The organism is Vibrio sp. 10N.261.55.A10, from assembly GCF_041470825.1.
Lineage (GTDB): Bacteria > Pseudomonadota > Gammaproteobacteria > Enterobacterales > Vibrionaceae > Vibrio > Vibrio crassostreae_C.
In genome coordinates this window covers 1-24,230 of sequence record NZ_JBFRNC010000035.1, presented here as the reverse complement: position 1 = coordinate 24,230, position 24,230 = coordinate 1, and the positions used below count along the sequence as shown (strand labels likewise).

21 protein-coding genes are annotated in these 24,230 nt (G+C 44.4%); 12 read left to right on the top strand and 9 right to left on the bottom strand.

The genetic code is table 11. The features are described 5' to 3' along the window. Positions 1-95: 95 nt before the first annotated feature. The 3 genes from AB4274_RS12210 (at position 96) to dbpA (ending at position 3,337) form a co-directional block, all read left to right on the top strand. Positions 96-683 (top strand): hypothetical protein, encoded by a 588-nt coding sequence (locus tag AB4274_RS12210; protein WP_102321359.1) that lies wholly within the window; start codon positions 96-98, stop codon positions 681-683. Between the two features lie 217 nt (positions 684-900). Beyond that, entirely contained in the window at positions 901-1,809 is a 909-nt protein-coding gene (locus tag AB4274_RS12205; RefSeq protein WP_017064347.1) for an aldo/keto reductase family oxidoreductase, read from the top strand. Between the two features lie 148 nt (positions 1,810-1,957). Beyond that, positions 1,958-3,337 carry an ATP-dependent RNA helicase DbpA gene (dbpA, locus tag AB4274_RS12200; RefSeq protein WP_017064348.1) on the top strand — a complete coding sequence of 460 codons (1,380 nt, stop codon included), beginning with the start codon at positions 1,958-1,960 and terminating at the stop codon, positions 3,335-3,337. Between the two features lie 140 nt (positions 3,338-3,477). On the opposite strand, the gene AB4274_RS12195 is transcribed toward dbpA, so the two are convergent. Beyond that, positions 3,478-3,651, bottom strand: a complete 174-nt coding sequence (locus tag AB4274_RS12195; RefSeq protein WP_372074920.1) for an RNA helicase — start codon at positions 3,649-3,651, stop codon at positions 3,478-3,480. Positions 3,652-3,954: 303 nt separating this feature from the next. On the opposite strand from AB4274_RS12195, the gene AB4274_RS12190 reads away from it, so the two are divergent. Continuing rightward, positions 3,955-4,791, top strand: coding sequence for a DUF6279 family lipoprotein (locus tag AB4274_RS12190; protein ID WP_017059479.1), 837 nt, complete (start codon positions 3,955-3,957; stop codon positions 4,789-4,791). A 72-nt stretch (positions 4,792-4,863) separates the two neighbouring features. On the opposite strand, the gene AB4274_RS12185 is transcribed toward AB4274_RS12190, so the two are convergent. The 3 genes from AB4274_RS12185 to AB4274_RS12175 all read right to left on the bottom strand — a co-directional run bounded on the left by AB4274_RS12185 (position 4,864) and on the right by AB4274_RS12175 (position 7,288). Further along, positions 4,864-5,487, bottom strand: a complete 624-nt coding sequence (locus AB4274_RS12185) for a PolC-type DNA polymerase III (protein ID WP_017068401.1) — start codon at positions 5,485-5,487, stop codon at positions 4,864-4,866. A gap of 70 nt (positions 5,488-5,557) precedes the next feature. After that, positions 5,558-5,959 (bottom strand): PPC domain-containing DNA-binding protein, encoded by a 402-nt coding sequence (locus AB4274_RS12180; protein WP_372074919.1) that lies wholly within the window; start codon positions 5,957-5,959, stop codon positions 5,558-5,560. A 132-nt stretch (positions 5,960-6,091) separates the two neighbouring features. Then, positions 6,092-7,288 (bottom strand): DEAD/DEAH box helicase, encoded by a 1,197-nt coding sequence (locus AB4274_RS12175; protein ID WP_372074918.1) that lies wholly within the window; start codon positions 7,286-7,288, stop codon positions 6,092-6,094. A gap of 400 nt (positions 7,289-7,688) precedes the next feature. Between AB4274_RS12175 and AB4274_RS12170 the strand changes: the two genes are divergently transcribed. Both AB4274_RS12170 and AB4274_RS12165 read left to right on the top strand, forming a co-directional pair. Further along, positions 7,689-9,344, top strand: coding sequence for an ABC transporter substrate-binding protein (locus AB4274_RS12170; protein ID WP_372074917.1), 1,656 nt, complete (start codon positions 7,689-7,691; stop codon positions 9,342-9,344). A gap of 197 nt (positions 9,345-9,541) precedes the next feature. Further along, entirely contained in the window at positions 9,542-11,002 is a 1,461-nt protein-coding gene (locus AB4274_RS12165; protein WP_372074916.1) for a hypothetical protein, read from the top strand. 124 nt (positions 11,003-11,126) lie between these two features. On the opposite strand, the gene AB4274_RS12160 is transcribed toward AB4274_RS12165, so the two are convergent. Then, positions 11,127-12,758, bottom strand: coding sequence for an NAD(P)/FAD-dependent oxidoreductase (locus AB4274_RS12160; protein ID WP_372074915.1), 1,632 nt, complete (start codon positions 12,756-12,758; stop codon positions 11,127-11,129). A 253-nt stretch (positions 12,759-13,011) separates the two neighbouring features. Between AB4274_RS12160 and fdxA the strand changes: the two genes are divergently transcribed. Then, on the top strand, positions 13,012-13,335 hold the full coding sequence (fdxA, locus tag AB4274_RS12155) for a ferredoxin FdxA (protein ID WP_017064356.1): 324 nt from the start codon (positions 13,012-13,014) through the stop codon (positions 13,333-13,335). A 96-nt stretch (positions 13,336-13,431) separates the two neighbouring features. Here fdxA and AB4274_RS12150 read toward each other — a convergent pair whose 3' ends face one another. The 3 genes from AB4274_RS12150 to AB4274_RS12140 all read right to left on the bottom strand — a co-directional run bounded on the left by AB4274_RS12150 (position 13,432) and on the right by AB4274_RS12140 (position 15,915). Further along, complete coding sequence (locus tag AB4274_RS12150) at positions 13,432-14,166, bottom strand: RNA methyltransferase (RefSeq protein ID WP_102320729.1); 735 nt, start codon at positions 14,164-14,166, stop codon at positions 13,432-13,434. 176 nt (positions 14,167-14,342) lie between these two features. Continuing rightward, entirely contained in the window at positions 14,343-15,395 is a 1,053-nt protein-coding gene (locus AB4274_RS12145; RefSeq protein ID WP_032545660.1) for an aldo/keto reductase, read from the bottom strand. Positions 15,396-15,768: 373 nt separating this feature from the next. Next, complete coding sequence (locus tag AB4274_RS12140) at positions 15,769-15,915, bottom strand: hypothetical protein (RefSeq protein ID WP_017059486.1); 147 nt, start codon at positions 15,913-15,915, stop codon at positions 15,769-15,771. 348 nt (positions 15,916-16,263) lie between these two features. Between AB4274_RS12140 and pepT the strand changes: the two genes are divergently transcribed. The 3 genes from pepT (at position 16,264) to AB4274_RS12125 (ending at position 19,019) form a co-directional block, all read left to right on the top strand. Beyond that, on the top strand, positions 16,264-17,496 hold the full coding sequence (pepT, locus tag AB4274_RS12135) for a peptidase T (protein WP_372074914.1): 1,233 nt from the start codon (positions 16,264-16,266) through the stop codon (positions 17,494-17,496). A gap of 76 nt (positions 17,497-17,572) precedes the next feature. Continuing rightward, complete coding sequence (locus tag AB4274_RS12130) at positions 17,573-18,040, top strand: DM13 domain-containing protein (RefSeq protein WP_372074913.1); 468 nt, start codon at positions 17,573-17,575, stop codon at positions 18,038-18,040. Positions 18,041-18,176: 136 nt separating this feature from the next. Beyond that, the gene (locus tag AB4274_RS12125) at positions 18,177-19,019 is read left to right on the top strand and encodes a mechanosensitive ion channel family protein (RefSeq protein ID WP_372074912.1); all 843 of its coding nucleotides are present in this window, start codon (positions 18,177-18,179) and stop codon (positions 19,017-19,019) included. A gap of 86 nt (positions 19,020-19,105) precedes the next feature. Here the strand turns inward: AB4274_RS12125 and AB4274_RS12120 are convergent, their stop codons facing one another. After that, complete coding sequence (locus AB4274_RS12120) at positions 19,106-19,549, bottom strand: dCMP deaminase family protein (RefSeq protein WP_017059490.1); 444 nt, start codon at positions 19,547-19,549, stop codon at positions 19,106-19,108. A gap of 259 nt (positions 19,550-19,808) precedes the next feature. Here AB4274_RS12120 and AB4274_RS12115 point away from each other — a divergent pair, with 259 nt between their 5' ends. Together AB4274_RS12115 and AB4274_RS12110 are read left to right on the top strand one after the other, a co-directional pair. Next, positions 19,809-20,945, top strand: a complete 1,137-nt coding sequence (locus AB4274_RS12115; protein WP_065584750.1) for an efflux RND transporter periplasmic adaptor subunit — start codon at positions 19,809-19,811, stop codon at positions 20,943-20,945. 11 nt (positions 20,946-20,956) lie between these two features. Beyond that, a complete protein-coding gene (locus AB4274_RS12110) occupies positions 20,957-24,109 on the top strand; it encodes an efflux RND transporter permease subunit (protein WP_017068408.1) in 3,153 nt (1,050 codons plus the stop codon). Positions 24,110-24,230 lie beyond the last annotated feature (121 nt).

Sequence of the window (24,230 nt, the reverse complement as noted above, 5' to 3'; positions counted from 1 at the left end):
CGTTTTTTTTCGCCTAAAATTTGCGACTCGAGCAGTTGTTTGTCGTTTGGTCACGTATAATGGACACTTCATATAGCGCTAAATAAGCCCAGTCGATGAAAATCTTTCAAGTTCTAATCTTGCCTCTAATGCTGTCCCTCAATGCTATTTCATTTTCAGCGCAAGCAACCGAAAGCTGGTGGCTAAGAACAGTATTTAACAGCAGCCCAAGTCAGCCGAATTCTCAAAACTATATTAACGACATCGAGTTGATGGATTGTGGTGAGATCGAAGATACGCTGTTATGCAGTGACTTAACCCAATATTACGATCTGGATGTGTATGTGGAACTGGAACTGGGCGACTCAAGCGTTGAAACAGTTCGCTTAAACCTGCCATATTCGGACCTAAGTTACACAAAGCTTCAGGCATACCTTCGCCAAGATGGCTTTGCTCTCAGTTCAATTCGTATTGGTGAAGATGAATTCGATGTTACAGCTCAACTCGAACAAGCTCGAAATGAAGGTGTTGGTTTCGATAAGGTGGATAAACAGCTGGTCGAATTCATCAACGCGCCTCACGGTTCAGCAGAGCAACTGAGTGTGTGGAATGTGCCTAGCTTATCTTCTTCTAGCTCTACTTCTCCTTGGATTCAGTTACAGAGTGATGGTGACAACTTAACGGTTGAACTTAATCGTTTTTAATTGCTCAAATTTATAGATAGTTTCGTTATTTATTAGGCTAAACAAGCCTTTCAGGAGAACGGCTCGCGGGCAGACAGCAAGTTATAATTCATTTAAGTGTTCGTTTTTCTGCGGCTCTCACATTTTTAATAAGCGTTTAGCTTTGCCATTTGTTATACGTTGAGCCTTCGGTAAAACGAGCTTAGGATACGTTCAGTATTGATAAAGGAGACAACCCATGGTTGCAAGAGTAACGATAGCGCCACAAGGCCCAGAACTTTCTGAGTTGGTGCAAGGATACTGGCGTACAGCAGAGTGGGGCATGACCCCGCAACAACGCCTGACTTTCCTGAAGCAACATATTGATCTTGGCATCACAACTGTTGATCACGCGGATATTTACGGTAACTACCAATGTGAAAAGTTGTTTGGTGAGGCGTTAGCGCTTGAACCAAGCCTTCGTGATGATATTCAAATCGTCACCAAGTGCGATATCAACCTATGTGGTGACCACACTCCAGATCGTAAGATCAATCACTATGACACCAGCGCGCAGCATATTTACCAATCAGTAAATAACTCATTAGAGCACTTAGGTGTTAACGATATCGATGTATTGTTGATTCACCGCCCTGACGTGTTAATGGATGCCGATGAAGTAGCAGAAGCGTTCGCAGAGCTACACAAAGTAGGTAAAGTTAAGCACTTCGGTGTTTCTAACTTTTCACCGCGTCAGTTCGAACTGCTTCAATCTCGACTCGGTAAGCCGTTAGTGACCAACCAAGTTGAAATCAACCCATTGAACTTCGAAGTGGCTCATGATGGCACGCTAGATCAACTGCAGATGAACCGCATTCGCCCGATGGCGTGGTCTTGTCTCGGTGGTGGTAGCATCTTCAGTGGTGATTCAGCGCAAGCGGTTCGCGTTCGTGATGAGCTAGAGGCGATTCGTCAAGAAGTCGGTGCAGACAGCATTGATCAAGTGATTTACGCTTGGGTTCGTCGTTTACCATCTAGTCCAATTGCAATTATTGGTTCTGGTAAGATTGAGCGTGTGAAGACGGCCGTTGATGCACTGAAAATCGAGCTGACGCGCGAACAGTGGTATCGCGTATGGGTGGCATCTAAAGGTCACGGTGTGCCATAGAAAGCAATTCGTATAGAAGTTAAAGCCAGCTAACAAAGCTGGCTTTTTTGTGTTCGCCTAACATGTTTCTCCAAAACTGTGATTAAGGTGGAATAATTTTCAAAAACACTCATAATGCACTCTGTTTTTCACCAGTTGGATATTTCCATTGAGCACTTCAAAATTCTCTTCAATCGCCCTTAAACCAGAGCTTCTAAACACGTTAGATTCTCTTGGTTATACTGAAATGACGCCTATCCAAGCGTTAAGTCTTCCTACTATCCTAAATGGCAAGGACGTTATCGGTCAGGGTAAAACGGGTTCAGGTAAAACAGCTGCTTTCGGTTTAGGCGTGCTGCAGAACCTACGCGTTAAGCGTTTCCGTGTTCAGTCTTTAGTGTTATGTCCGACTCGTGAGCTTGCAGACCAAGTAGCAAAAGAGATTCGTACTCTTGCTCGTGGTATTCACAACATTAAAGTGCTGACACTATGTGGCGGTATGCCAATGGGCCCACAGATTGGTTCACTAGAGCATGGCGCACACATTCTTGTAGGCACACCTGGTCGTATTCTTGATCACCTAGAGAAAGGCCGCATTGACCTGTCTGAGCTGAACACACTTGTGTTAGATGAAGCGGATCGCATGCTAGAGATGGGTTTCCAAGACGCTTTGGATGCTGTGATTGAAGCGGCGCCAAAAGAACGCCAAACTCTGCTATTCAGTGCGACTTTCCCTAAACAGATCAAATCTGTTGCAGACCGCATTATGCGCAATCCAGAAATGGTGAAGGTTGAATCAACACACGATCACTCAAGCATCCAACAACACTTCTACAAGTTAGAAGGTTCTGAAGCTCGTGATGACGCTCTAGAGCTGCTGTTGTTGCATCACCAACCGGAGTCTGCGGTTGTGTTCTGTAACACTAAGAAAGAAGTGCAGAACGTAAACGATGAGCTAAGCCACCGCGGTTTCAGTGTTATCGAACTTCATGGTGACATGGAACAGCGTGAACGTGACCAAGCTTTGGTTCAGTTCTCAAACAAAACCATCTCGATTCTAGTGGCGACAGACGTTGCGGCTCGCGGTCTTGATGTTGATAACCTAGATGCGGTGTTCAACTTTGAATTGTCTCGCGACCCTGAAGTTCACGTACACCGTATTGGTCGTACTGGCCGTGCAGGAAGCAAAGGCGTAGCGATCAGCTTCTTTAGCGAAAAAGAGATGTACCGTGTTGCTCAAATTGATGAGTACATGGACATGCCAATCGAGCCATCTGAACTGCCAGCAAAACCAATTGCTAAGCCGTACTACTCAAACATGGTTACCATCCAAATTGATGGCGGTAAGAAAGCTAAGCTTCGTGCTGGTGATATTCTTGGCGCACTGACGGGCCAAGGCGGCATTGATGGTAAATCAGTAGGTAAGATCAATCTGTTTGCAATGCGTGCTTACGTAGCGGTAGAAAGATCTGTGGCTAAAAAAGCACTGAACAAAATCGAATCAGGTAAAATGAAGGGTCGTCAATTCCGCGCCCGAATCCTGAAGTAATTCGAGACTGAATCCCTTTGCTGCGATATGTCTAATTAACGACATTGCTAATTAATGGCATTGCAGTAAAGGGTGTTCCACAAAATGCCACTTAAGTTTCTTATCTTAGGTTTATCGACCTAGTCCTCTATACCAAAGCATTATTCATCGGGTCTTATCGAATAAAGATCGTTGATATGTTTTCCTTTGCTAAGATACCAAGTCATCGCTTCCTGTCGATTGTCAACCAATATCGTGATTGTGGTTATTGAACCATCATCAAAATAACAAAGCTCATATTCTAAATCGCTTGGATGATCAGGAATAGCGGCCATAGCTTCCCTCCCAAATATCAATCATTTTAAATACGTCAACCCAACTCATTTATAGGGCTCGTATCACGTCAAATGAGTAATAAAATCAAGTTACATCACTGCCATTAATTATTTTTAGTTTAATCATTTGCCTAAATAGCTAGATTAGCAAGTTTGGGTCTCAATTTATCTCAAAGTTTTTACGACCACTGTTTATTAAGACTACTTTTATAAGAGCTAGAATTAGCGTTATAAAAACTGGGCTAACCTTAAAGGGATGAGTTAATCGGTTTGTGGCTTTGTTGAATGTCGTGAGAGGGTAGAATGAGAAAGTGCCGGTGGTTAGTTTTAGTGATCTGTTTTCTATTTACTGGGTGCGGGACCAAGTTCGCCTATAACAATATAGGTTGGTTTGTCGTTAGCTATATAGAAGATTTTGTTTCCCTCTCAAATAGCCAAGAATCAGAGCTTGAAGAGCGATTAGATATATTACAAAAATGGCATAAAGAAACTCAGCTACCTCTGTACATCTCGCAATTAGAAGCGATTCAAAACGTAGATCGGTCGGATATGAATCCCGCTTTTATTGTGGGCCAAAGTGAACAAACGAAAGAGCATATTCGCACAATCGTCAATAAGTTCGCTCCAGATATTTACGCCTTGAGTATGCAGCTTAGCCCTAAGCAAGACAGGGAGTTTTTAAAGAACTTTCGTGAAAAGCAGCAAGACTATTATGAAGAAAGGTTGTCGTTGAACGATGCCGATTCGAGAGAGCGATACCGAAGCAGAATAGAAGAGCGCGCAGAACGGTGGTTAGGTTCAGTATCGAAAGAACAAAAACAGATTATTTTGGCTTGGTCTAAAGAGTGGGTAAATACCAATAGCAGTTGGCGACAATATCAAAACAACACCTATCAAGAGCTAACGACGCTGATGGCAAAGAAGAGCGATCTGCATATTGCTCAGCCGATTATCATGAAGTTGCTTTTAAACAATGAAGCTTATTATCCTGATGAACTTGAGTCACAACTCAACCAAAATATGGAAACATCAGCCAAGTTTTTAGTAGATATCGCCGCGACCAGCAGTAACAAGCAGTGGGCGTATTTTATGAATGAATTAGAAAGCCTCAAAGGAACGTTGAAGTCATTGCAAGAGTAGAGCGTCCCTTTTAAAGGCTAGCGGTTATTGTCGAGCTAGCCTTTCATCCCACTTTAAGGTGAATTTCGGAACCTAACCCCTGTTGCTCATCAGTAGTTTTGGAATCGAACCTTTGGCTGTCCTAGATATTTTCTGCATCAGTTGAAAGCTTGGCTGTTGAATGCCGTGATCACTTTGCAATTCATCAATCATCAATAACCACAACCTTGCTGTCATTTCTGAATCGGCTAACGCTCTGTGGAAAGTACCGTCGTTGTCGATATTTTTGAAACGCACAAGGTCGCCTAGCTTATGAGTTGGTGCGTCTTGGATTAGACGACGAGCTATCAACATTGAGCAAGCGAACTGTCCATTGTAATCGCGACCAATATTATCTAATTCCGCATCAAGAAAGCGCTTATCAAATGAGGCATTGTGAGCGACAAGTTGGCTGTCTTGAATGAAGTCTGCAAACTCATCCATCACTTCACTACAACTGGCCGCTGTGCTTAACATACGGTTACTGATTCCGGTATAACCTTCAATGAATCCACTCACACGAAATCCCGGGTTCATGAGCTGCTGGAAGGTGTCGACGACTTCGCCGTTAACGAGTTTAACCGCACCGATCTCAATCGCTCGGTCGCCCATATTTGGTGATAAGCCTGTGGTCTCGAAATCGAGAACGATAACGGAATCTGCGGAGTTTGGAGCCATCGTGTTTCCTAATTGCTGTTTGGTAGTATCGCTTTGTATGGGGCGTTTGGTGTTGCTATGGGTAAATCAGTTATTTGCTATTGCTGATAGTAAGTTCAATGTAACCCGTCGAATCGTCATGCTCTCTGTTGAAGGTCAAGGTATCGTAGCGGTGAACAATCAATTCAGCCGTGGTCGCGATAATCGTCCCTTCAAGCAAATGCCCACCAATTACATTGCCATTCTCATCAGCAACGGAGATATGAATATGCTGGTGGTTTGGGGTTAGCGTTGCCATCACCGACACAATTTCGAACGGAGCTTGAACTAGCTTGGTGTTGTTGGCATTAGCTAAGCGAATATTGAGTTGAGAAACACATCCGACACAAGACGCAATAGAGCCCGCGGAGATATTGTGCGCTGTCACTAGCCTCTGGATCTCAAGCTTTAGGTCTTGCCCGCGGGTTAATCTCGTTGCGATAGGAGTAATCATCTCATACCTCTGTTTTATCTGTGTATCAAAGAACAAAACGAAGCCGCATAGGGCTTCGTTTTATTTTCATTTTGGCTAATGCGACTTTTCTTTTGGTTAATGCAACTTTGCATTTTCTGTCGCTGAAATTACTTAGTCTTGTTGCTGTTCTCTTTTCTTCTTAGGAACGAAGTTCAATACTGAGATTGGCACTTCTTTGCGTGGTTCGAAACCTTCAACAACGCGACGTTCAATCAAGTGACCCAGACGCTTTTCAATAATGCACAGGTTTTTGAAGTTATCTTTCGATAGGAAAGATATCGCTTCGCCAGACGCATCAGCACGGCCTGTACGACCAATACGGTGAACATAGTCGTCCGCTGGGAAAGGCATGTCGTAGTTTACTACGCGGCTTAGGTTGTCGATATCGATACCACGAGCAGCAACACCCGTCGCGACTAAGTACTTTAGACGACCTTTCTTGAAGTCAGCCAGAATCTTTTCACGAATCGCTTGGCTACGTCCACTGTGGAAAGCTTCCGCTTGAATACCACGTTTCTCAAGTTGAGCAACCAACTTAGCCGCGCCGTGCTTGGTTTCGATAAAGATAAGCGCTTGGTCCCATTCACCGTCAGTGATCATGTGGCTTAATAGCGCAGATTTGCGGTCTTTATCGACGGTTACCAACCATTGCTCAATGTTCGCTTTAGAAGCGTCAGTTTTGGCAATTGAAATCTCTTCCGCTTCACTGATTGCGCTTTTCGCTAGCGCACGAACTGGCGTTGATAGCGTTGCTGAGAACAACAGGTTTTGAATGTTTTGTGGCAAACGCGCGATGATCTTGTTGATGTCTTCGATGAAACCCATGTCTAGCATGCGGTCGGCCTCATCAAGAACCAGAACTTCAACTTCATCAAAGTGAACGGCACGTTGTCCGTACATATCGATCAAGCGACCTGGTGTTGCCACAAGAATATCGACGCCTTCAATAAGACGATCTTTCTGGTGTTGGTAAGACACGCCACCGTACATCGCTAGTGATCTTAGGTTTAGGAACTTCGCGTACTTAGTGATGTTCTGTTCAACCTGAACTGCCAGCTCACGCGTTGGTGTCAGGATAACTGCGCGGATACGTTTTTTACGCTGCGTTTCACCTTTGCTTAGCATTTCTAAGATAGGGAGAACAAAGCTCGCAGTTTTACCTGTACCTGTTTGTGCTGCAGCAATAAGGTTCTTACCAGAAAGAACAATCGGAATTGCTTTTTCTTGAATAGAGGTTGGCTTTTCATAGCCTTGTTTTGCAACGGCTTTAACAATAGGTGAGCTTAATCCAAGCTTGGAAAATGGCATAAGTTTCTCGGTATGATTTGGCTAAATAGCGATGGAAAGGTTTAACAATCTTATACAAGGATAAGATTAATGGCGGCATTCTACCATGTTGCTTGTGTACCGCTAGTAACATAGACACTTTAGTTGGATAATACTGGCTCAATAGCACAACGATAAGGCAAGAATGTAAAGCAAATAGCAAATCCGGTGGAGGATTAATCTCCCACTTATTTTTGCCACTGAATATGCACGATCAGTGATTATTTTGTTTGCTAAAAGAGGTGTTTATCAATTAAGTTGGATCTTGATATTATTTATATCAACAGTTTCATACAGCATATTCCAACTTGAATGAGTAAATAGACCTCCCATTTGGGTTACAGCTATTCTCGTTCCACTAGACGCTTGATTCGGATATCCATTGAACGACGCTAACTTACGTAGACTTCAGCAGCTTATTGCAAAGTATGAATTAGGTGAAGAGTATCACCTAACGATCGATGATCTAGAACACTCGCTATCGACTTCTCGCAGAAACACTTCGATCATTCTTAAATGCTTATCGGAATATCGCTGGATTTGTTGGATTCCGTCCAAAGGAAGAGGGAAGCTTAGCCAGTTTAGAATTTTGGTCAGCTTTCCCGAAGCATTAGAACAAGTGTTAGCGCTTCAGTTAGAGCAAGGGTGTTTTAACGTTATTCCCCGCCTTATAGAAAGCTATGGTGATGCTGCAATAAAGGCACTGACGCTAGCGACTGAAAAACATAGTCTGTTCAATCAACAACATGACCATTTACTGATCACTCAATATCCGTGGGTTGATAACCTTGATCCAGCAAAAACATACCGAACCGCAGAACATCACATCTTAAGAAGTCTCTACAATACGTTACTCGTCCAAGGCCATGAGGGAAATCCCCAAGCGAGCCTCGCGCACCATTGGAAGGTGGAAGGGCGATTTCTGCATTTTTGGTTGAGACCGAATGTGTTATTCCATGACGGTGAAACTTTAACGGCCAAAGATGTTGCTCAATGTTTGTTACAGTTAAAAAATATCGAAGGGCCAGTACAGTCTTTATTTGATCAGGTCAGTGATGTTCAAGTGGTGGGTGATAAACAACTGACTATTGAGCTGACACACGCAAACCCAATGTTTCTCTATGCTTTGACTAGCCCACACGCGTCTATTTACCGCTGCAAGCGTACTTATTTTTCGAGCGGGCGCAGTGCCTATATCGGAACCGGAGCTTTCTCATTAGACGATTGGAGCGAAGAGTGCTTGGTTCTTAAACGTCACCGAGGTTACTTTGCTCAAAATGCCTTGTTAGAACAGATAACGCTCACCGACATAGAAGGTTTGAATGATCACACCCTGAGTTTTAATCAATCTGGCGTAGCAGAAGAAACCACAATCAATGCACTTTCGTATCTTGCGGTTAATCGTAGAGAAAACTCGGGCATAACCCCTGAAGAACTCGACAGGTTGGTATCGTTTATCAAGTCCAGCAGTAAAGAGTTTGATGCTGATATGGTGACGGATGATCTGTCTTTCTCGCCGAGTAAATTAACATCCAGCAATCCCATTCCTATTTTGACGGGCACGGTTGTATTAACACGACCTAGAATGACGATTCCTTTACTTCAAGATATGGCGGACTGGCTGCAACAAACGATTGTAAAAACGGGTGTCGCTATTGAAGTTGTTGAGCTTACCAATATCAGTGACCCTAGCTCCATGAGTGAGTCGGCAGACTTGTTATTTATTGAAGAAGTTATCGAACAGCCAAAAGAGTATGGTCTTTACGATTGGCTACTTGCTTCATCTGGTCTCAGGTTCATTTTCAACAATTCTGAGATGAAGGCGCATTGCGAGAGAGTTAGAGCTGCTGTCAGTGGCGAGGACCCAATGCGCGAGTTGAAAGAGATTGAAGATTCGCTTTATCAACAGAAGTTACTTTGTCCGTTATTTCACGGCAAAGAGAAGGTTTTTAATAGTGTTGAGGTTCATGGGGTAGAGATTAACCAAACCGGTTATAGTGATTTTTATAAGCTTTGGATAGCCTCGAGCGAGAAGTAATTAGTCCATTTTTAACCCCATTTCCCCATCTTTTAGTTTCTGTTCAAAATGAAAACATGCACGAATCGGCTATCACCCTTTCGTGTTTCTTTCTAATGCCAATCGCTATTATGACTGGCTATGACTATCACAGTCATTTCCGGTCATCCCCCCAATGACAATTCCATTGATAATGTATTTCATTAGGATCTAATCGAATGAAACTTAAGCTTATTTCTATCGCACTTATAGCTGGTGGCCTTACGGCTTGTGGCGGAGGAGGCGGTGGTAGCAACACAAGTGCTCCTGCTCCTCAAACGAGAACCTTACAAGGTGTCGCCATTGACGGGTATATTTCCGGGGCGACCGCGTTTCTAGATATCAATTATAATGGCGTATTAGATGAAGGTGAGCCTAGCAGCATCACGGACCATGAAGGCAGCTATGAGCTATCTTTGACGGGTTCTAACTCAAACTGTATGGACTATGCACCCATCGTAGTGAATGTGCCAGTAGGCGCTATTGATGCGGACAGCCTAAACTCACCGATTACTGAACCTTATCAGTTAATATTTCCGCCAGTCATGACGGTGAGTTCTGAGCAAGAAATTAAGTCGACTACGCCACTTACGACCGTGTTATGGAATGAGATCCAAGCCGACTTGTATAAAGGTGGTTTAAACAGTTGCTCTGCTTTGAAGCAAGCCGTGAACACCCAAAATAGCATTATCCAAAATGTAAAAGAGCATGACTTCCGAATTGCGAACCGATACAACATCGCAGTAGAGGACTTGTATGGTGATTTCGTTAAGAATCAAAATACCGAGCTCTATGAGTTGGCGCAGAAAATGATGCCAGCTATTAAAAAGTCGTATCAAGAGACGAAAGAGATTCAAAAAGAGAACCCAAGAGCCCAGCAAGCTTATGTTGACTATTACTGGCAGCATTGGGACTACTTCAAGAAGAACGAAATTAATAAGTGGTATAAAGTTAAAACAGTGATGACTGCGGATAAGCTGATTGTCATTGAACATGAAGTTTCAGCTGACTTGCAGACAGAACTGGCGTTAAATAAGCATATTGAGCGTAATAGCCAAAAGAAAAATGGTTTGGAATATGACAAAGAAGCTTGGTTCTCATTGGATAGTGATGGAACGGAATATTCATGTTCGGTGAAAGAGACCATCAAGCAACAGATTTTACCTAACTCACTCGCGACCTTTGGTGTGTTGAACCGTGGTTGGTCTAAACAACCTGATTGGGACAGTTGTTCACGTCAAAATGTCGGTGCTGGATTCATGCAAACCTTGTCGGCAGATCTTGTCGGTGACTACAAAGATCAGTTTACCCAAGTACAAGCGAAATTTAATTTTGAGAATAATGCACCACATCCAGAGTGGGTTAATCTCGGTGATTCATTGGATAGAGTGTCGCGCAGCGACTTTGATGCACTCAACTACCTATCGGTAGATTTTAATGACAACAGTTCATATGGTTCTGACAGCTGGAACCGACATAAGTATGCGTTCATTGAAAATACACCGTTTGATTATACTCAGACGATAACGTCTAAATATTCTCAAGGGAACTGGACTAAAGGTTATTATTACCAGAATGGGACAAGTTTATTTGAGTGTTCAAATGATGGTGTGAATTGGTCAAAAGAGACTTGTAAGTAACGCTGCCGAAGTCGTGACTAAATAATTTTAGATACCTTTATGCAATAAAAAAATCCAGTGTCGACAAGGCACTGGATTTTTAGTTTTGGTTGATCGCGATCTAGCTTTGCTTTATCGAAAGCGCTTAAGCGATCTCAATCTTCTCAGCTTGGTTCTGCTCTACCATTGATAGTGCTAGCGCTTCTGCGGCCTTAATGCCGTCGATACCAGCAGACAGGATGCCGCCTGCGTAGCCTGCGCCTTCACCTGCAGGGAAGAAGCCCTTAAGGTTGATGCTTTGGTAGTCTTTACCACGCTTGATACATACAGGAGAAGACGTACGAGTCTCAACACCTGTTAGTAGGCCGTCTGGTGTAGAGAAACCTTTGATTTTCTTCTCGAACGCTGGGATTGCTTCACGAATCGCTTCGATAGCAAAATCAGGCAGCGCTTTTGAAATGTCTGTTAGATGGATACCCGGTGTGAAAGACGGTTGTACTTCACCGATTGCACTTGGATCGCGACCTTTCAGGAAGTCACCGATTTTCTGTGCAGGTGCATCGTAGTTTTCACCACCAAGAACATAAGCGCCACTTTCAAGTTCACGTTGTAAACGGATACCAGCCAGTGCGTCACCTGGGTAATCACGTTCTGGGTCGATACCAACTACGATCGCGCTGTTTGCGTTACGCTCTGCACGAGAGTATTGGCTCATGCCGTTTGTTACTACGCGGCCTTCTTCAGACGTTGCAGCAACCACAGTACCACCTGGGCACATACAGAAGCTGTATACAGTGCGGCCATTCTTACAGTGGTGAACCAGCTTGTAGTCCGCCGCACCTAGAATTGGGTTGCCTGCGTTTTTACCGAAGCGAGCTTCATCAATCATTGATTGCTTGTGTTCGATACGGAAACCAACAGAGAAAGGCTTCGCTTCCATGTAAACGCCACGGTCGTGTAGCATTTCGAATGTGTCACGAGCACTGTGACCAACAGCCAGTACTACGTGGCGAGATTTGATCTCTTCGCCGTTAGAAAGCGTTAGGCCAGTGATTTGACCATCTTCCATATGAACGTCGTCAACACGAGTGCTGAAACGGATTTCGCCACCAAGTTCAATGATAGAAGCGCGCATCTTTTCGATCATGGTAACCAGTTTAAAGGTACCGATGTGCGGCTTACTTACGTATAGAATTTCTTCTGGTGCACCCGCAGCAACGAACTCTTCAATTACTTTACGGCCGTAGTGCTTTGGATCTTTAACTTGGCTGTACAGCTTACCGTCAGAGAAAGTACCTGCGCCGCCTTCACCAAACTGTACGTTTGATTCTGTGTTCAGCGTACGCTTACGCCAGAAACCAAAGGTATCTTTCGTACGCTCACGAACTTCTTTACCACGCTCAACGATGATTGGGTTGAAACCCATTTGAGCAAGCACTAGGCCAGCGAATAGACCACATGGGCCAAAACCGATAACCACAGGGCGCTCAGTTTGGTTCTCAACCGCTTTAGCAACAAACTTGTACTCCATATCAGGAGTCACTTTTACGTGCGGGTCGCTAATGAATTGTTCTAACAACTCAGCTTCGTTTTCAACGAGAACGTCAAGCGTGTAGATAAGTAAGATCTTTGATTTCTTACGAGCATCGTAGCCACGTTTAAAGATATTAAAAGAGAGTACCTGATCAGAGTTAATACCAAGTTTCGCTTCAATAGCGTCTTGAATAGCAGACTCTTCATGGTCTAGTGGGAGTTTAATTTCGGTTAAACGTATCATTTCGATGTCTCGTTTTTATAGGTGTCTTAGCTAGATCGTTTCTTAATACAGAGTTTGATGGAAACGCTGATGTTCAAAGAAGCGATAAGCTCACAATGGCGCGCATTTTACGAGAAATTGATTTATCTGTCATACTAATTTGGAAACATGGAGCAAATAGACACGATATTAGAGCCGTATGATGTTGAATTTTGCTTTGGGATGAGTATTATCCCCATTCTTCAATTTTGACTAACTTATAGAGCAGAGCATCATGGCATTTGTCGTAGGCGATAATTGTATTCAATGTAAATACACAGACTGTGTGGCAGTGTGTCCCGCAGATGCGTTCCATGAAGGCCCAAACTTCATGGTAATTAACCCAGTCGAATGTATTGATTGTGGCTTGTGTGTACCTGAATGTGATGCTCAAGCAATCTTCCAAGAAGACGAACTGCCAGAAGATCAAAAGATCTTCATCGAAGTGAACGCAGAGCTCGCTGAGATTTGGCCTGTGCAAACGGAAGTAAAAGCACCAATGGATGACGCTGAAAAGTGGAATGGTGTGTGTGATAAGTTGGCAATGCTAGAAAAGTAATTGTTGAAAAGAACTCAAATAAAAAGGCGTACTGATTTAATCAATACGCCTTTTTTAATATCTGAACACTGTCGATTGGCTAGTTAGCTTAGAGGTCTAGCAGTGCTGACGACGCATGTTGTCGAGAATAATGCCTGTCGCCATTGCAACGTTCAAAGACTCTGCGCCACCGAATGCTGGAATCGTAATCTTATCAGTCACGTATTTAGCTGCGTGTTCACGGATGCCGTGAGACTCACTGCCCATCAATAAAATGCCGTTAGCAGTAAACTCAGTCTTATGAACACTTTCGCCTTCTAAGAAAGCACCGTAAACCGGTAGGTTCGCTTGCTCTAAGTAAGCTGGTAAGTCTGTTTGGCTTACGTGTACGCGGCCAAAGCTGCCCATAGTCGCGCTGATCGTTTTAGGGTTGTATGGGTCTGCGCAATCGCTGCTCGCAACGATATGCTTGATGCCGTACCAGTCTGCTACGCGAATAATCGTACCTAGGTTGCCAGGGTCTGAAACGCCATCAAGCGCAATCATCAGTCCTGTTGCTTCTGGTAGTTCAAACGTTGGGATCTCAACAACCGCAATCGCTGCGTTGTTACTGACCAAAGTGCTCGCTTTGGTTAGATCATCCAGCGAGGCTTCAACACAATCAAACTCAATCAGTGAAGCATGATTTTCAGATAAGAAATCAGCGGTAGCAAAGACATTCTTCACCACTAAGTCACTATTGAACAGCTCAAGAACGTTCTTTTCACCTTGAACTAGAAACAGGCCGTGGGCTTTACGTTGTTTCTTTTGACCCAAAGCACGAAGGAGTTTTAATTGGTTTTTTGAAATCATGTTTTTATCCTAGATATAAGCCCGCGCATTATAGAGCAAAGGTTAGCGAACCAAAAGCGTGATAGCTCAATGCGATCCATATAAAAAGCAAAAGCGATCCACTTAAAAAAAGAAAAGCGCACTAAATAGCGCGCTCTTATGGGATTTACTTACTTAAGTTAAGCTGAACTGACAGCCTAATACGGAGCAGGGTAGCGCTTAAAGACTGTGTTGATATCAGTCAGGATCTCTTCTGATAACGGTTTACTGAAAGCGGCTACGTTCTCTTTTAGCTGCTCCATGGTCGTTGCACCAATGATAGTGGACGTCACCCCATCAACTTGATTACACCAAGCCAATGCCAGTTGGCTTGGAGTGAACCCGTGAGCATTCGCCACTTCAACATAGCCTTTAACCGCTTCATTGGCAGATTCAGTATCACGAAAAATGCCTTTACGTTGCATGTAAGTCCAACGGCTGCCTTCCGGTCTTGCGCCATCGATGTACTTTCCACTCAACATGCCTGCAGCTAAAGGTGACCATGGCAGGTAAGCGACATCTTCATGCACACAGTTCTCAATCAGATATGGCCAGTCTTTTGCGTGCAACAAGCTAAATTCATTCTGAATCGAAACCATACGTGGCAAATCGTGTTTCTCGCTCAGCTTGAGGTATGTGTTAATGCCCCAAGTAGAATCATCTGAAAGCCCGACATGGCGAATTTTCCCCGCCTTAATGCAGCTTGCCAGTGCTTGTAGGATTTCCAACATCTCAGCTTCATGCTGCTTTCGGTCAATATCACTGAATCGAATGTGATTCGGGAAATGCTTACCAAAGTGAGGCGTTGTACGATTTGGCCAATGAAGTTGGTAAAGGTCGATATAGTCTGTTTGTAGGCGTTTTAATGATGCGTCAACGGCTGCGATCACCGCTTCACCCGTTATCGGGCCGCCATCTCGAACCCAAGGAAGCCCTGGCCCGGCAATTTTGCTCGCAATGATCAACTCTTGTCGACGCTGTGGGTTACGCGATAACCAGTTACCAATGATCGCTTCTGTTTTTCCGTAGGTATCTGGAGAAGGTGGAACCGCGTACATCTCTGCAGTATCGATAAAGTTAATACCTTGGCTTAATGCGTATTCGATCTGTTGGTCGGCTTGCTGCTGCGTATTTTGTAGCCCCCAAGTCATGCTGCCAAGACAGATACGGGAAACGGGAATTTGACTACTTCCTAGCTTTGAATATTCCATTGAATTCGGGGTTCCTGTGGTTAGGTTCTCTGGTACTCGCATTATAGTTTTGAAAAGAGGGCGAGTGAGGAATGAAAACGAATATGAATTATTAGCACAAAATGACACGACAAGGTATGGCATCGGGGAGTTTAGTGAGTCATTTCTCAGCGCTGCAAGCTAGTGTGTGCAATGCGTGAAAATACATTCGCGAGAAACTATGAGCCAATTGGTGATCGAGAAGTGAAGAACAACAAGCAATGAGCGAAGGTTTAATGTTCAGCTTGTTTGGGAGTGGGGGAGAGGAGAACAGATCAAAAATAAAAAAAAGCTCTACCGGATAGAGCGTAGAGCTTTTTTATAGGGGTCTTAATAGTGCTAGGTATTCATTGAGTTACGAGGTCGCGTTTGTGTCTAATCCACCCTGGATCTGCGCCTGTCTTAGAGCTTCCTGCCTTTGAACTTCTTTCTCAGTTAATACTGGTCGAAGCGTTTCCTCAGAGGCTTGAGGAGAGAAAATGAAATATTTATTAATCGTCATAACTGTGTCTCCGTGTAACGTATGACAGATTCTGCATCAAGGATAAATTGTGATCATCATCCACTTTGTACTTTTGTTAGGCTGAGAGCGGAGGGCGTAGAATGCGTACAAAGCGATCTCTTATCATCCGTATGCAATGTTGAACTGACGAAACCCTCTGTTTTCAAGTATAGGAAGCGCATCTAATTTCGCACAATAATGATTTAGAGCAATTACATACATGGTCAGGGGCGTAAGATGAAAACCCTCGCTACTGACTCTGTGCTCGTATTTATTTAACGATGTATCACTTATCGACATAATAATTAAGTCAGTAAATCAATTACTTAATCCATGGTGAGATGAATTATGGAAAAGCTTGTAGAACGTTTTCTGAATTACGTTACTTTTGATACCAAATCCGATCCTTCTAATCAGCAATGCCCAAGTTCACCGGGTCAAATTACCTTTGCTGAAGCCTTAAAGTTAGAATTGGTGGCATTAGACTTAGTTGATGTGTCTTTAGATGACAATGGATACTTGATGGCGAAACTGCCGTCGAATGTCGATTACGATGTGCCTGCGATTGGCTTTGTGGCGCACATGGATACCGCTCCTGACGCATCAGGCGCCAACGTGAAACCACAAGTGATTAAAGATTACCGAGGTGGAACGATTGAATTAGGGGAAAGTGGCGAGAGTTTGAACCCAAGCCAGTATCCAGATCTTGATTCTTTACATGGTCACGACCTGATTACGACTGACGGCACAACTCTGCTTGGTGCCGACAACAAAGCGGGCATCGCTGAAATCATCAGTGCAATTGCTTACCTGAAAGCGAATCCAGACATCAAACACGGCGACATCTGCATTGGTTTCACGCCGGATGAAGAGATTGGTCGCGGTGCGAACCTGTTTGACGTTGAAAAATTTGGCGCCGAGTGGGCGTACACCATCGATGGTGGCCCAGTAGGGGAGTTGGAATTTGAGAACTTCAATGCCACGAGCGCCGATGTTATCTGTCATGGCGTGAACGTTCACCCGGGCACCGCAAAAGGTAAAATGGTGAACTCGATGAACATTGCAGCGCAATTTCAATTGATGATGCCAGCACAAGAAACACCCGAGTGCACAGAAGGTTATGAAGGTTTTTACCACCTGAAGTCGGCGGAAATGGGTGTGGCTCGCTCTGAACTGGGATACATCATCCGTGATTTTGAACGTGAGGGTGTAGAAGCGCGTAAAGCATTCATGCAGCAGAAAGTCGATGAGCTGAATGAGCGCCTTGAGAAAGGCCGTGTTGAGCTGGTGATAACCGATAGCTACTTCAACATGAAAGAGATGGTTGAACCGCATCAACATATTATTGAATTAGCGAAGCAAGCGATGATCGAGTGCGATGTTGAGCCAATGATCAAACCGATCCGAGGCGGTACAGACGGCGCTCGCTTATCTTTCATGGGGCTACCATGTCCGAATATCTTCACTGGCGGCTATAACTTCCACGGTATTCATGAGTTCATTACCATTCAAGGCATGGAGCAAGCGGTAAAAGTGATTGTCGAATTGTCTCAGCGTACGGCGACTCATTACCAAAGATAGGATATCAAAGCGTTATATCTCTTTGTATTTTTAAGAGTATTCAATAATACTCTTTTTAAGCATAAGGGAGTACGCGATGAAAAAGTTAGTTTTACTTTGCACCCACTTAGCCGTGGGTGCTTTTGGTTTTGGGCTTGGTGTTTATGCGCTACCTATTTTGATTGAGCCTGATTCTCCTTCCTCAAGTTCCGTCGAAGCGATCAGTCAGCAGGCTATCTACACAGGTGAGTTTACCAAAGACCGAGAAGACAGTGATTTCTTGCATTGGGGAGAAGGCATCGTCTCTGTATCTGAAAGTGCGATTGCTTTTGAGGGCGAACTGGCGCCGGGACCAGACTACAAGATCTACCTCTCGCCTAAGTTTATTGAAACCGAACAAGCTTTTAATGACAGTAAGAACGAGTTACTCAGAGTTGGAGATGTGAAAACATTCGACCGTTTTATGGTTGAGCTGCCTGAAGATATTGATCTTAATCGATTTAATACCGTTGTGATTTGGTGTGAAACTTTTGGCCAATTTATTACTTCTGCCCAGATAAAATGATAGCCTTAGCTAGGCTAGTACCAGAATGAACACGAGCGCTCCGGAGTTGAGCGCTTTTTCATAGCTCTGATATTAGCGGCTTTCTTGTAAAGCTAATCGTTGTAAAGCTAACTGTTGTAATGCTAAGGATTAAGTAATGGAAAAAGTGTGGCAAGTAATAGATTTCCTACTCGCTCATAAGTTTATTTTTAGTGCGTTGATTATCACTATTATTTTGATCATTCGCCGAATCACCTTGTCTCAAATAAGAGGTGATGTTGCTTTCCTTAGCGAAGACCAACGTAACTGGATGTCACGAACCAAAAACGGCACATTCGCGATTATTGTTGTGACGTTATTTGTGTTGTGGAAATCCGAAATCAGTGAGTTTGCACTGTCAGTTACGGCCATAGCGGTTGCTATAGTCGTCGCATCTAAAGAGATCATATTGTGCTTCACAGGTTCTATTCAGCGTGCGAGTTCTCGTTCATTTAGAATTGGTGACTGGATTGAGGTGGGTAAAATCAGCGGTGAGGTGATTGAGCACAATTTGATGGCGACTGTGATTCAAGAAATAGATTTGTATCATGGGCAATATCATTTCACTGGCAAGACTGCCACGCTACCCAATAGCATGTTCTTCACTTATCCGGTAAAGAACCTCAACTTCATGAAGCGCTATGTTTACCATAACTTTGTTGTGACGGTGAAAGACTTTGTAAACCTATACCCTATGGTGCCGGGTCTTATTGTGAAAATTGAAGAGCATTGCGAAGAGTTTATCGATGTTGCTCGCCGTTACAACGGTGTGATCGAAAAGCACGCTGGTGTTGACCTTCCGGGTTCTGAGCCTCACATCCATATCACAAGCAGTTCGACAGGTGAGCAAGAAGTCCATTTTATGATTTTCTGTCCAACCGAGAAGGCGGTTCATCTAGAGCAAGAGATTCGTAAAGATTTCATGGAAGCATACGCTGAAGCATTTCCTGTCAGTGCTTAATCCTGCAGTCCGCTGAGCCCCAAACAAAAGAAAGCCGAGAGCGATAATATCGACTCTCGGCTTTTTTGTTCTAACTATCTGTTCGTTTAATCTAGGTCAGCCAGTGGCAACCAATCGACTTTTACGCCTGCTTGTTCAAACATATCTTGGCTCACTTTGATTTTGTCTCCCCAGCGAGAAAGAAAGTCTTCACTTTGCTCTGGGCAGTGAACCGCAGAAATACCGGTTTGGATGATTTTCGCTGCGCAGTTTGGGCAAGGGAAGTGAGTCACCCAGATTTCACAGCTGTCCAAATCACGCTTGGCGAATAAGATCGCATTTTCTTCAGCGTGAAGTGTCTTGAGGTACTTCATCTCTCTGTCATCAGTATCCGCACTATCAGACACGCCATGTGGGTAGCCATTAAAACCAACAGAAACAATGCGGTTGTGCTTAGTGATTACGGCGCCGACTTGAGTTGAAGGATCTTTACTCCAAGAACCGACCAATTCCGCCATTTGATAGAAACGTTTAGCCCATTTTGAAATCATGAGAATTCCTTAACAATTAAATGTGAATGCTTATCTGTCTGACAATACATTATGTTAGACAATATCCATAGAGAACAAAAGCTGAGAGATTGATTTACTTAGGAATTGTAGCGTGTTTGTAATCACTTTATAAGCACTTGGTTTCAATTAACATATTGATACACTTTGGCCAGTTATAATTGATATTCCTCGGACATTTGAAGCAATTGTGTTACGTAACTTTTATGCTGTTCAATTTCTCATAAGTGACGGTATAACCATGCGTAAAAAGTTAATCCTTACGGCTCTTGCAAGCTCTCTTATTCTTGCTGGATGTGGGCAAGATGCTCAAAATGCCAAGCAAGCGCCTTTACCTCTCGTAGCTGTACAGGATGTTAGCGTCGTTTCTCACCAACAAAGTAAGTCGTACATCGGTCGTATTGAAGCCGTTGAAGACACGGCAATTACTGCACAAGTTTCTGGCTACCTGCAAAGCCGCCATTTCAAAGAAGGCCAAATGGTCGAGAAGGGGCAATTGCTTTACTCAATTGAGCCTTCATCATTTGAAGCAGAAGTAGCAAGCGCGAAAGCGGCTGTTGCTCAAGCAAACGCGAACCTTAAGAAAGCCGAGCTTGATTTTAACCGTGGTAAAAACCTACTTCCGAAAGGCAGTATTTCTCAATCTGAATTTGATGCATTAACGGCAAACCTATTAGGTTCTCAAGCACAGTTAGAAGCAAGCCAAGCTCAGTTAAACGCCGCGAATGTCCAACTTTCTCACACCAAAATTATCGCGCCTTTCTCTGGAAGAATCAGTGACACTAAAGTAAGTAAAGGTGACCTAGTTTCACCGTCTTCAGGTGTTCTGACAACTTTGGTTAGCCTAGACCCAATCCATGCATCGTTCAGCATCAGTGAGCGTGAGCGTATTGAGCTGGGTATGGACCGCATCGAAGGCGATGGCAGCAGCGACTCTGCAGGTGTTGAAGTTCAGATCATGCTTGAGAACGGTGAAGCGTTCGAACATCTAGGTCAGCTTGACTTCTTGGGCAACCGTATCAACCTTAATACTGGTACGATCGCGATGCGTGCGATTGCTGATAACCCGAATCAGCAACTACTTCCAGGCCAACACGTTCGCGTTGATCTACGTGAAAAACAACCTATTGATGTTGTGACTATTCCTCGTCGTGCAGTGCAAACCGACCTCGAAGGCGACTTCGTGATGGTATTAGTTGAAGGAGAAGCCGAACCCGTTGCTGAGCGCAGAAACATCGAAATGGGTCGTCAGGTTGAAGGTGGTGTGATTGTTCATTCTGGATTAGAGAAAAACGACGCAGTCATCACTCAAGGCCTACAGCGTGTACGCAATGGTATGTCTGTTCGTATTCAAGCTTCTGCTGAACAAGCTGAGTAAGGGGACTATTTATGTTAAGTCGTTTCTTTATTCAAAGGCCTAAGTTCGCCCTTGTTATATCCATAATCTTAACGCTGGCGGGTGCGATTTCTCTCGCTATCTTGCCAGTGGCTGAATATCCAAAAATTAGTCCACCGTCGGTCAGTGTGTCGGCATTCTACACGGGCGCAAGTGCTGAAGTGGTGGAACAGGCGATAGCCGACCCCATAGAAACGTCGGTTAACGGCGTTGAAGATATGATCTACATGTCTTCTAAAAGCGCTAACGATGGTTCATACAACCTTAATGTGACCTTTGATGTTGGTACTGACCCAGATATGGCTCAGGTCAACGTTCAGAACCGAGTTGCTCAAATCGAATCGAAGCTTCCGCAAGAAGTTCGAATGGTGGGTGTCACCGTTAAAAAGCGTTCACCAGACCTTTTGATGGTATTGAACTTCTATTCGCCAAACGGTGAGTACGACGATCAATTCTTGATCAACTACGTTAACCTAAACATTAAAGACCAACTGGCTCGTGTGAAGGGCATCAGTGAAGTTAACGTGTTGGGTGGTGGTGAATACGCGATGCGTGTTTGGTTAGATCCTGAGAAAATGGCTAACCTCAATATCACCACTTCAGACGTGAATCGCGCGTTGGCAGAGCAGAACGTTCAAGTTGCTGCAGGCCGTATTGGTGCTGCACCTTATAACAACGCACAAGAAGTGCAGTTCAACTTGGTAACAAAAGGCCGATTAGAAACAGCTGATGAGTTTGAAAATGTTGTTCTTCGTGCAACTCAAGACGGTTCAACGGTTTACTTAAAAGACATTGCACGTGTTGAGCTTGGTAAAAAGTTCTACGACGGTAATGGTAAATACCGTGGTCAAGATGCGTCGATCGTAACGCTGTCACTTCAATCAGACGCTAACGCGCTGGAAAGTGGCAAAGCTGTGATGGCGATGCTGGAAAACTTAAGCAAGAACTTCCCAGAAGGCGTGGCGTATGAAGCAAGTTACGACACTACACTGTTTGTTGCTGAGTCGATCAAAGGGGTAGTAAAGACCTTAATCGAAGCCATCTTGCTGGTTATTGCGGTAACGTACCTGTTCTTGGGTAGTGCGCGTGCAACCTTGATTCCTGTAGTTGCGATTCCGGTATCTTTGATTGGTACGTTTGCCATCATGCAGATGACGGGTTTCACCATCAACACGGTAACCCTGTTTGGTTTGATACTAGCGATTGGTATCGTAGTAGATGATGCGATCTTGGTTATCGAGAACGTTGATACCACAATGGCTAAAGACCCAACCATTTCACCGCGTAAAGCCACGCTTATTGCGATGAAAGAAGTAACGGGGCCGATCATTACGTCGACCTTGGTTCTACTTGCGGTATTCATCCCTGTTGCAATGCTTCCTGGTATTACTGGCATCATGTACCGTCAGTTCGCTCTGACTATCTGTATCGCGGTTGTTATCTCTTCAATTAACGCATTAACGCTATCACCTGCATTGTGTTCACTGGTTCTTAAGCAGGGTGGTGGTAACACGGCGCGTTGGTACCAAGCATTTAACCGTGGTCTAGAGTCTGTTACTAACAAATACGGTCAAGTGGCTGGCTTCTTAGTTAAGAAAGGCGTTCTGCTGTTCACTTTCTTCTTTGTGGCTTTGGCGGCTGTGACTTATTTTGCGAAGACAACGTCTACGGCGTTTGTACCTCAAGAAGATAAAGGCATTTTGCTGGTTAACGTTCAGCTTCCTGACGCGGCATCCTTGTCTCGAACCGAAGAAGTGACTAAGCAGCTGCTTGAAATGGTTGAACAAGAGCCGGGTGTTGATGGCGTAACACTGGTTAACGGCTACGCATTTATGACGGGCGCTTCTGCGTCGAATGGTGCGTCAATGTTCATCAAGCTTCACGATTGGGACATGCGTAATGCACTGGATGGTCAACACTCTGCTCAGGCTATCTCACAGCGTATTAATGGTCGTGCTGCGACTGAACTTCCTCAAGCTGTCGTGTTTGCGATGGGGCCTCCAGCAGTACCGGGTATGGGTGCAGCGTCTGGTTTTGAATTCGTTCTTGAAGATACATTAGGTCGTAGCCGAACTGATCTAGCGATGGTTATGAATGACGTGATTGCAGAGGCCGCTAAACAGCCCGAGATTTCACATACATTCAGTACCTTCCGTGCCAATGTACCGCACTACTATGTCGACATTGACCGTGAGAAAGCGCAGCAATTAGGTATTCCGTTGTCGGAAATTTTCCAAACACTACAAGGTAACCTTGGTTCGTTGTACGTGAACGACTTCACCATGTTTGGTAAGAACTTCCGCGTAACCATGCAAGCTGACAGTGAACACCGTAGCAGCATGGACGACCTACAACGATTCCACGTTCGTTCGTCTAATGGCGAGATGATCCCGTTAAGCACATTGGTGACTTACGACCAGATCTTTGAACCAGATGTAGCATGGCGTTACAACATGTACCGCAGTGCCGTGATTCAAGGTCAACCTGCAGAAGGTTACTCAAGTGGTGATGCGATTGCGGCAATGGAACGCGTAGCTGCAGAAGTATTGCCTCAGGGGTATCAGTACGAATGGACAGGCATGGCTTACCAAGAAGTACTAGCAGGTAACCAAGCGATCTTTGCTTTCGCACTGGCTCTGATCTTCATCTACCTGTTTATGGTGGCTCAATACGAGAGTTGGACAATTCCGATTGCGATTATCCTCGTGGTACCTGTCGCAACCTTAGGCTCCTTCTTGGCATTGAATCTAACGGGCACTCCGCTGAACCTTTATGCACAAATAGGTTTGGTTCTCTTGATAGCCTTGGCCGCGAAGAACGCAATCTTGATTGTGGAATTCGCAAAGGTAGAGCGTGAAGAGAAAGACGCACCGATTGAAGATGCGGCGGTGAAGGGCGGTACTTTACGTTTCCGTGCTGTGAACATGACGTCTTGGTCGTTCATCTTAGGTATCTTCCCGCTTATCTTTGCTGCGGGCGCAGGTCACGTGAGTCAGAACTCTTTGGGTATTTCACTGATCGGCGGCCTGTTATGTGTGTTACTGGCGGGTACGTTCCTAATCCCTGGCTTCTACGCATTCGTGCAACGTAAGCGTGAGAAAGCACACGGTGGTAATACCAAGCTGGTTCCGCTTGATGACGAATAGGGGATTGAGTGTCTTGTAAGATTCGTCTCTTACAAGACCAACCCTCGGAAAACTAATTCCTTGTAAAAACTAAGGTTTAGCATTGCGCTAAGCCTTTTTTTAGGTTCATCGCGGATTAGCG

Coding starts and splice junctions, on each gene's coding strand:
- AB4274_RS12115 (WP_065584750.1), top strand. CDS start 19,809: ATGCGTAAAAAGTTAATCCTTACGGCTCTTGCAAGCTCTCTTATTCTT.
- AB4274_RS12190 (WP_017059479.1), top strand. CDS start 3,955: ATGAGAAAGTGCCGGTGGTTAGTTTTAGTGATCTGTTTTCTATTTACT.
- AB4274_RS12165 (WP_372074916.1), top strand. CDS start 9,542: ATGAAACTTAAGCTTATTTCTATCGCACTTATAGCTGGTGGCCTTACG.
- AB4274_RS12140 (WP_017059486.1), bottom strand. CDS start 15,915: ATGACGATTAATAAATATTTCATTTTCTCTCCTCAAGCCTCTGAGGAA.
- AB4274_RS12160 (WP_372074915.1), bottom strand. CDS start 12,758: ATGATACGTTTAACCGAAATTAAACTCCCACTAGACCATGAAGAGTCT.
- fdxA (WP_017064356.1), top strand. CDS start 13,012: ATGGCATTTGTCGTAGGCGATAATTGTATTCAATGTAAATACACAGAC.
- AB4274_RS12130 (WP_372074913.1), top strand. CDS start 17,573: ATGAAAAAGTTAGTTTTACTTTGCACCCACTTAGCCGTGGGTGCTTTT.
- AB4274_RS12125 (WP_372074912.1), top strand. CDS start 18,177: ATGGAAAAAGTGTGGCAAGTAATAGATTTCCTACTCGCTCATAAGTTT.
- AB4274_RS12205 (WP_017064347.1), top strand. CDS start 901: ATGGTTGCAAGAGTAACGATAGCGCCACAAGGCCCAGAACTTTCTGAG.
- AB4274_RS12175 (WP_372074918.1), bottom strand. CDS start 7,288: ATGCCATTTTCCAAGCTTGGATTAAGCTCACCTATTGTTAAAGCCGTT.
- AB4274_RS12180 (WP_372074919.1), bottom strand. CDS start 5,959: ATGATTACTCCTATCGCAACGAGATTAACCCGCGGGCAAGACCTAAAG.
- AB4274_RS12185 (WP_017068401.1), bottom strand. CDS start 5,487: ATGGCTCCAAACTCCGCAGATTCCGTTATCGTTCTCGATTTCGAGACC.
- AB4274_RS12110 (WP_017068408.1), top strand. CDS start 20,957: ATGTTAAGTCGTTTCTTTATTCAAAGGCCTAAGTTCGCCCTTGTTATA.
- pepT (WP_372074914.1), top strand. CDS start 16,264: ATGGAAAAGCTTGTAGAACGTTTTCTGAATTACGTTACTTTTGATACC.
- AB4274_RS12120 (WP_017059490.1), bottom strand. CDS start 19,549: ATGATTTCAAAATGGGCTAAACGTTTCTATCAAATGGCGGAATTGGTC.
- AB4274_RS12210 (WP_102321359.1), top strand. CDS start 96: ATGAAAATCTTTCAAGTTCTAATCTTGCCTCTAATGCTGTCCCTCAAT.
- AB4274_RS12145 (WP_032545660.1), bottom strand. CDS start 15,395: ATGGAATATTCAAAGCTAGGAAGTAGTCAAATTCCCGTTTCCCGTATC.
- AB4274_RS12195 (WP_372074920.1), bottom strand. CDS start 3,651: ATGGCCGCTATTCCTGATCATCCAAGCGATTTAGAATATGAGCTTTGT.
- AB4274_RS12150 (WP_102320729.1), bottom strand. CDS start 14,166: ATGATTTCAAAAAACCAATTAAAACTCCTTCGTGCTTTGGGTCAAAAG.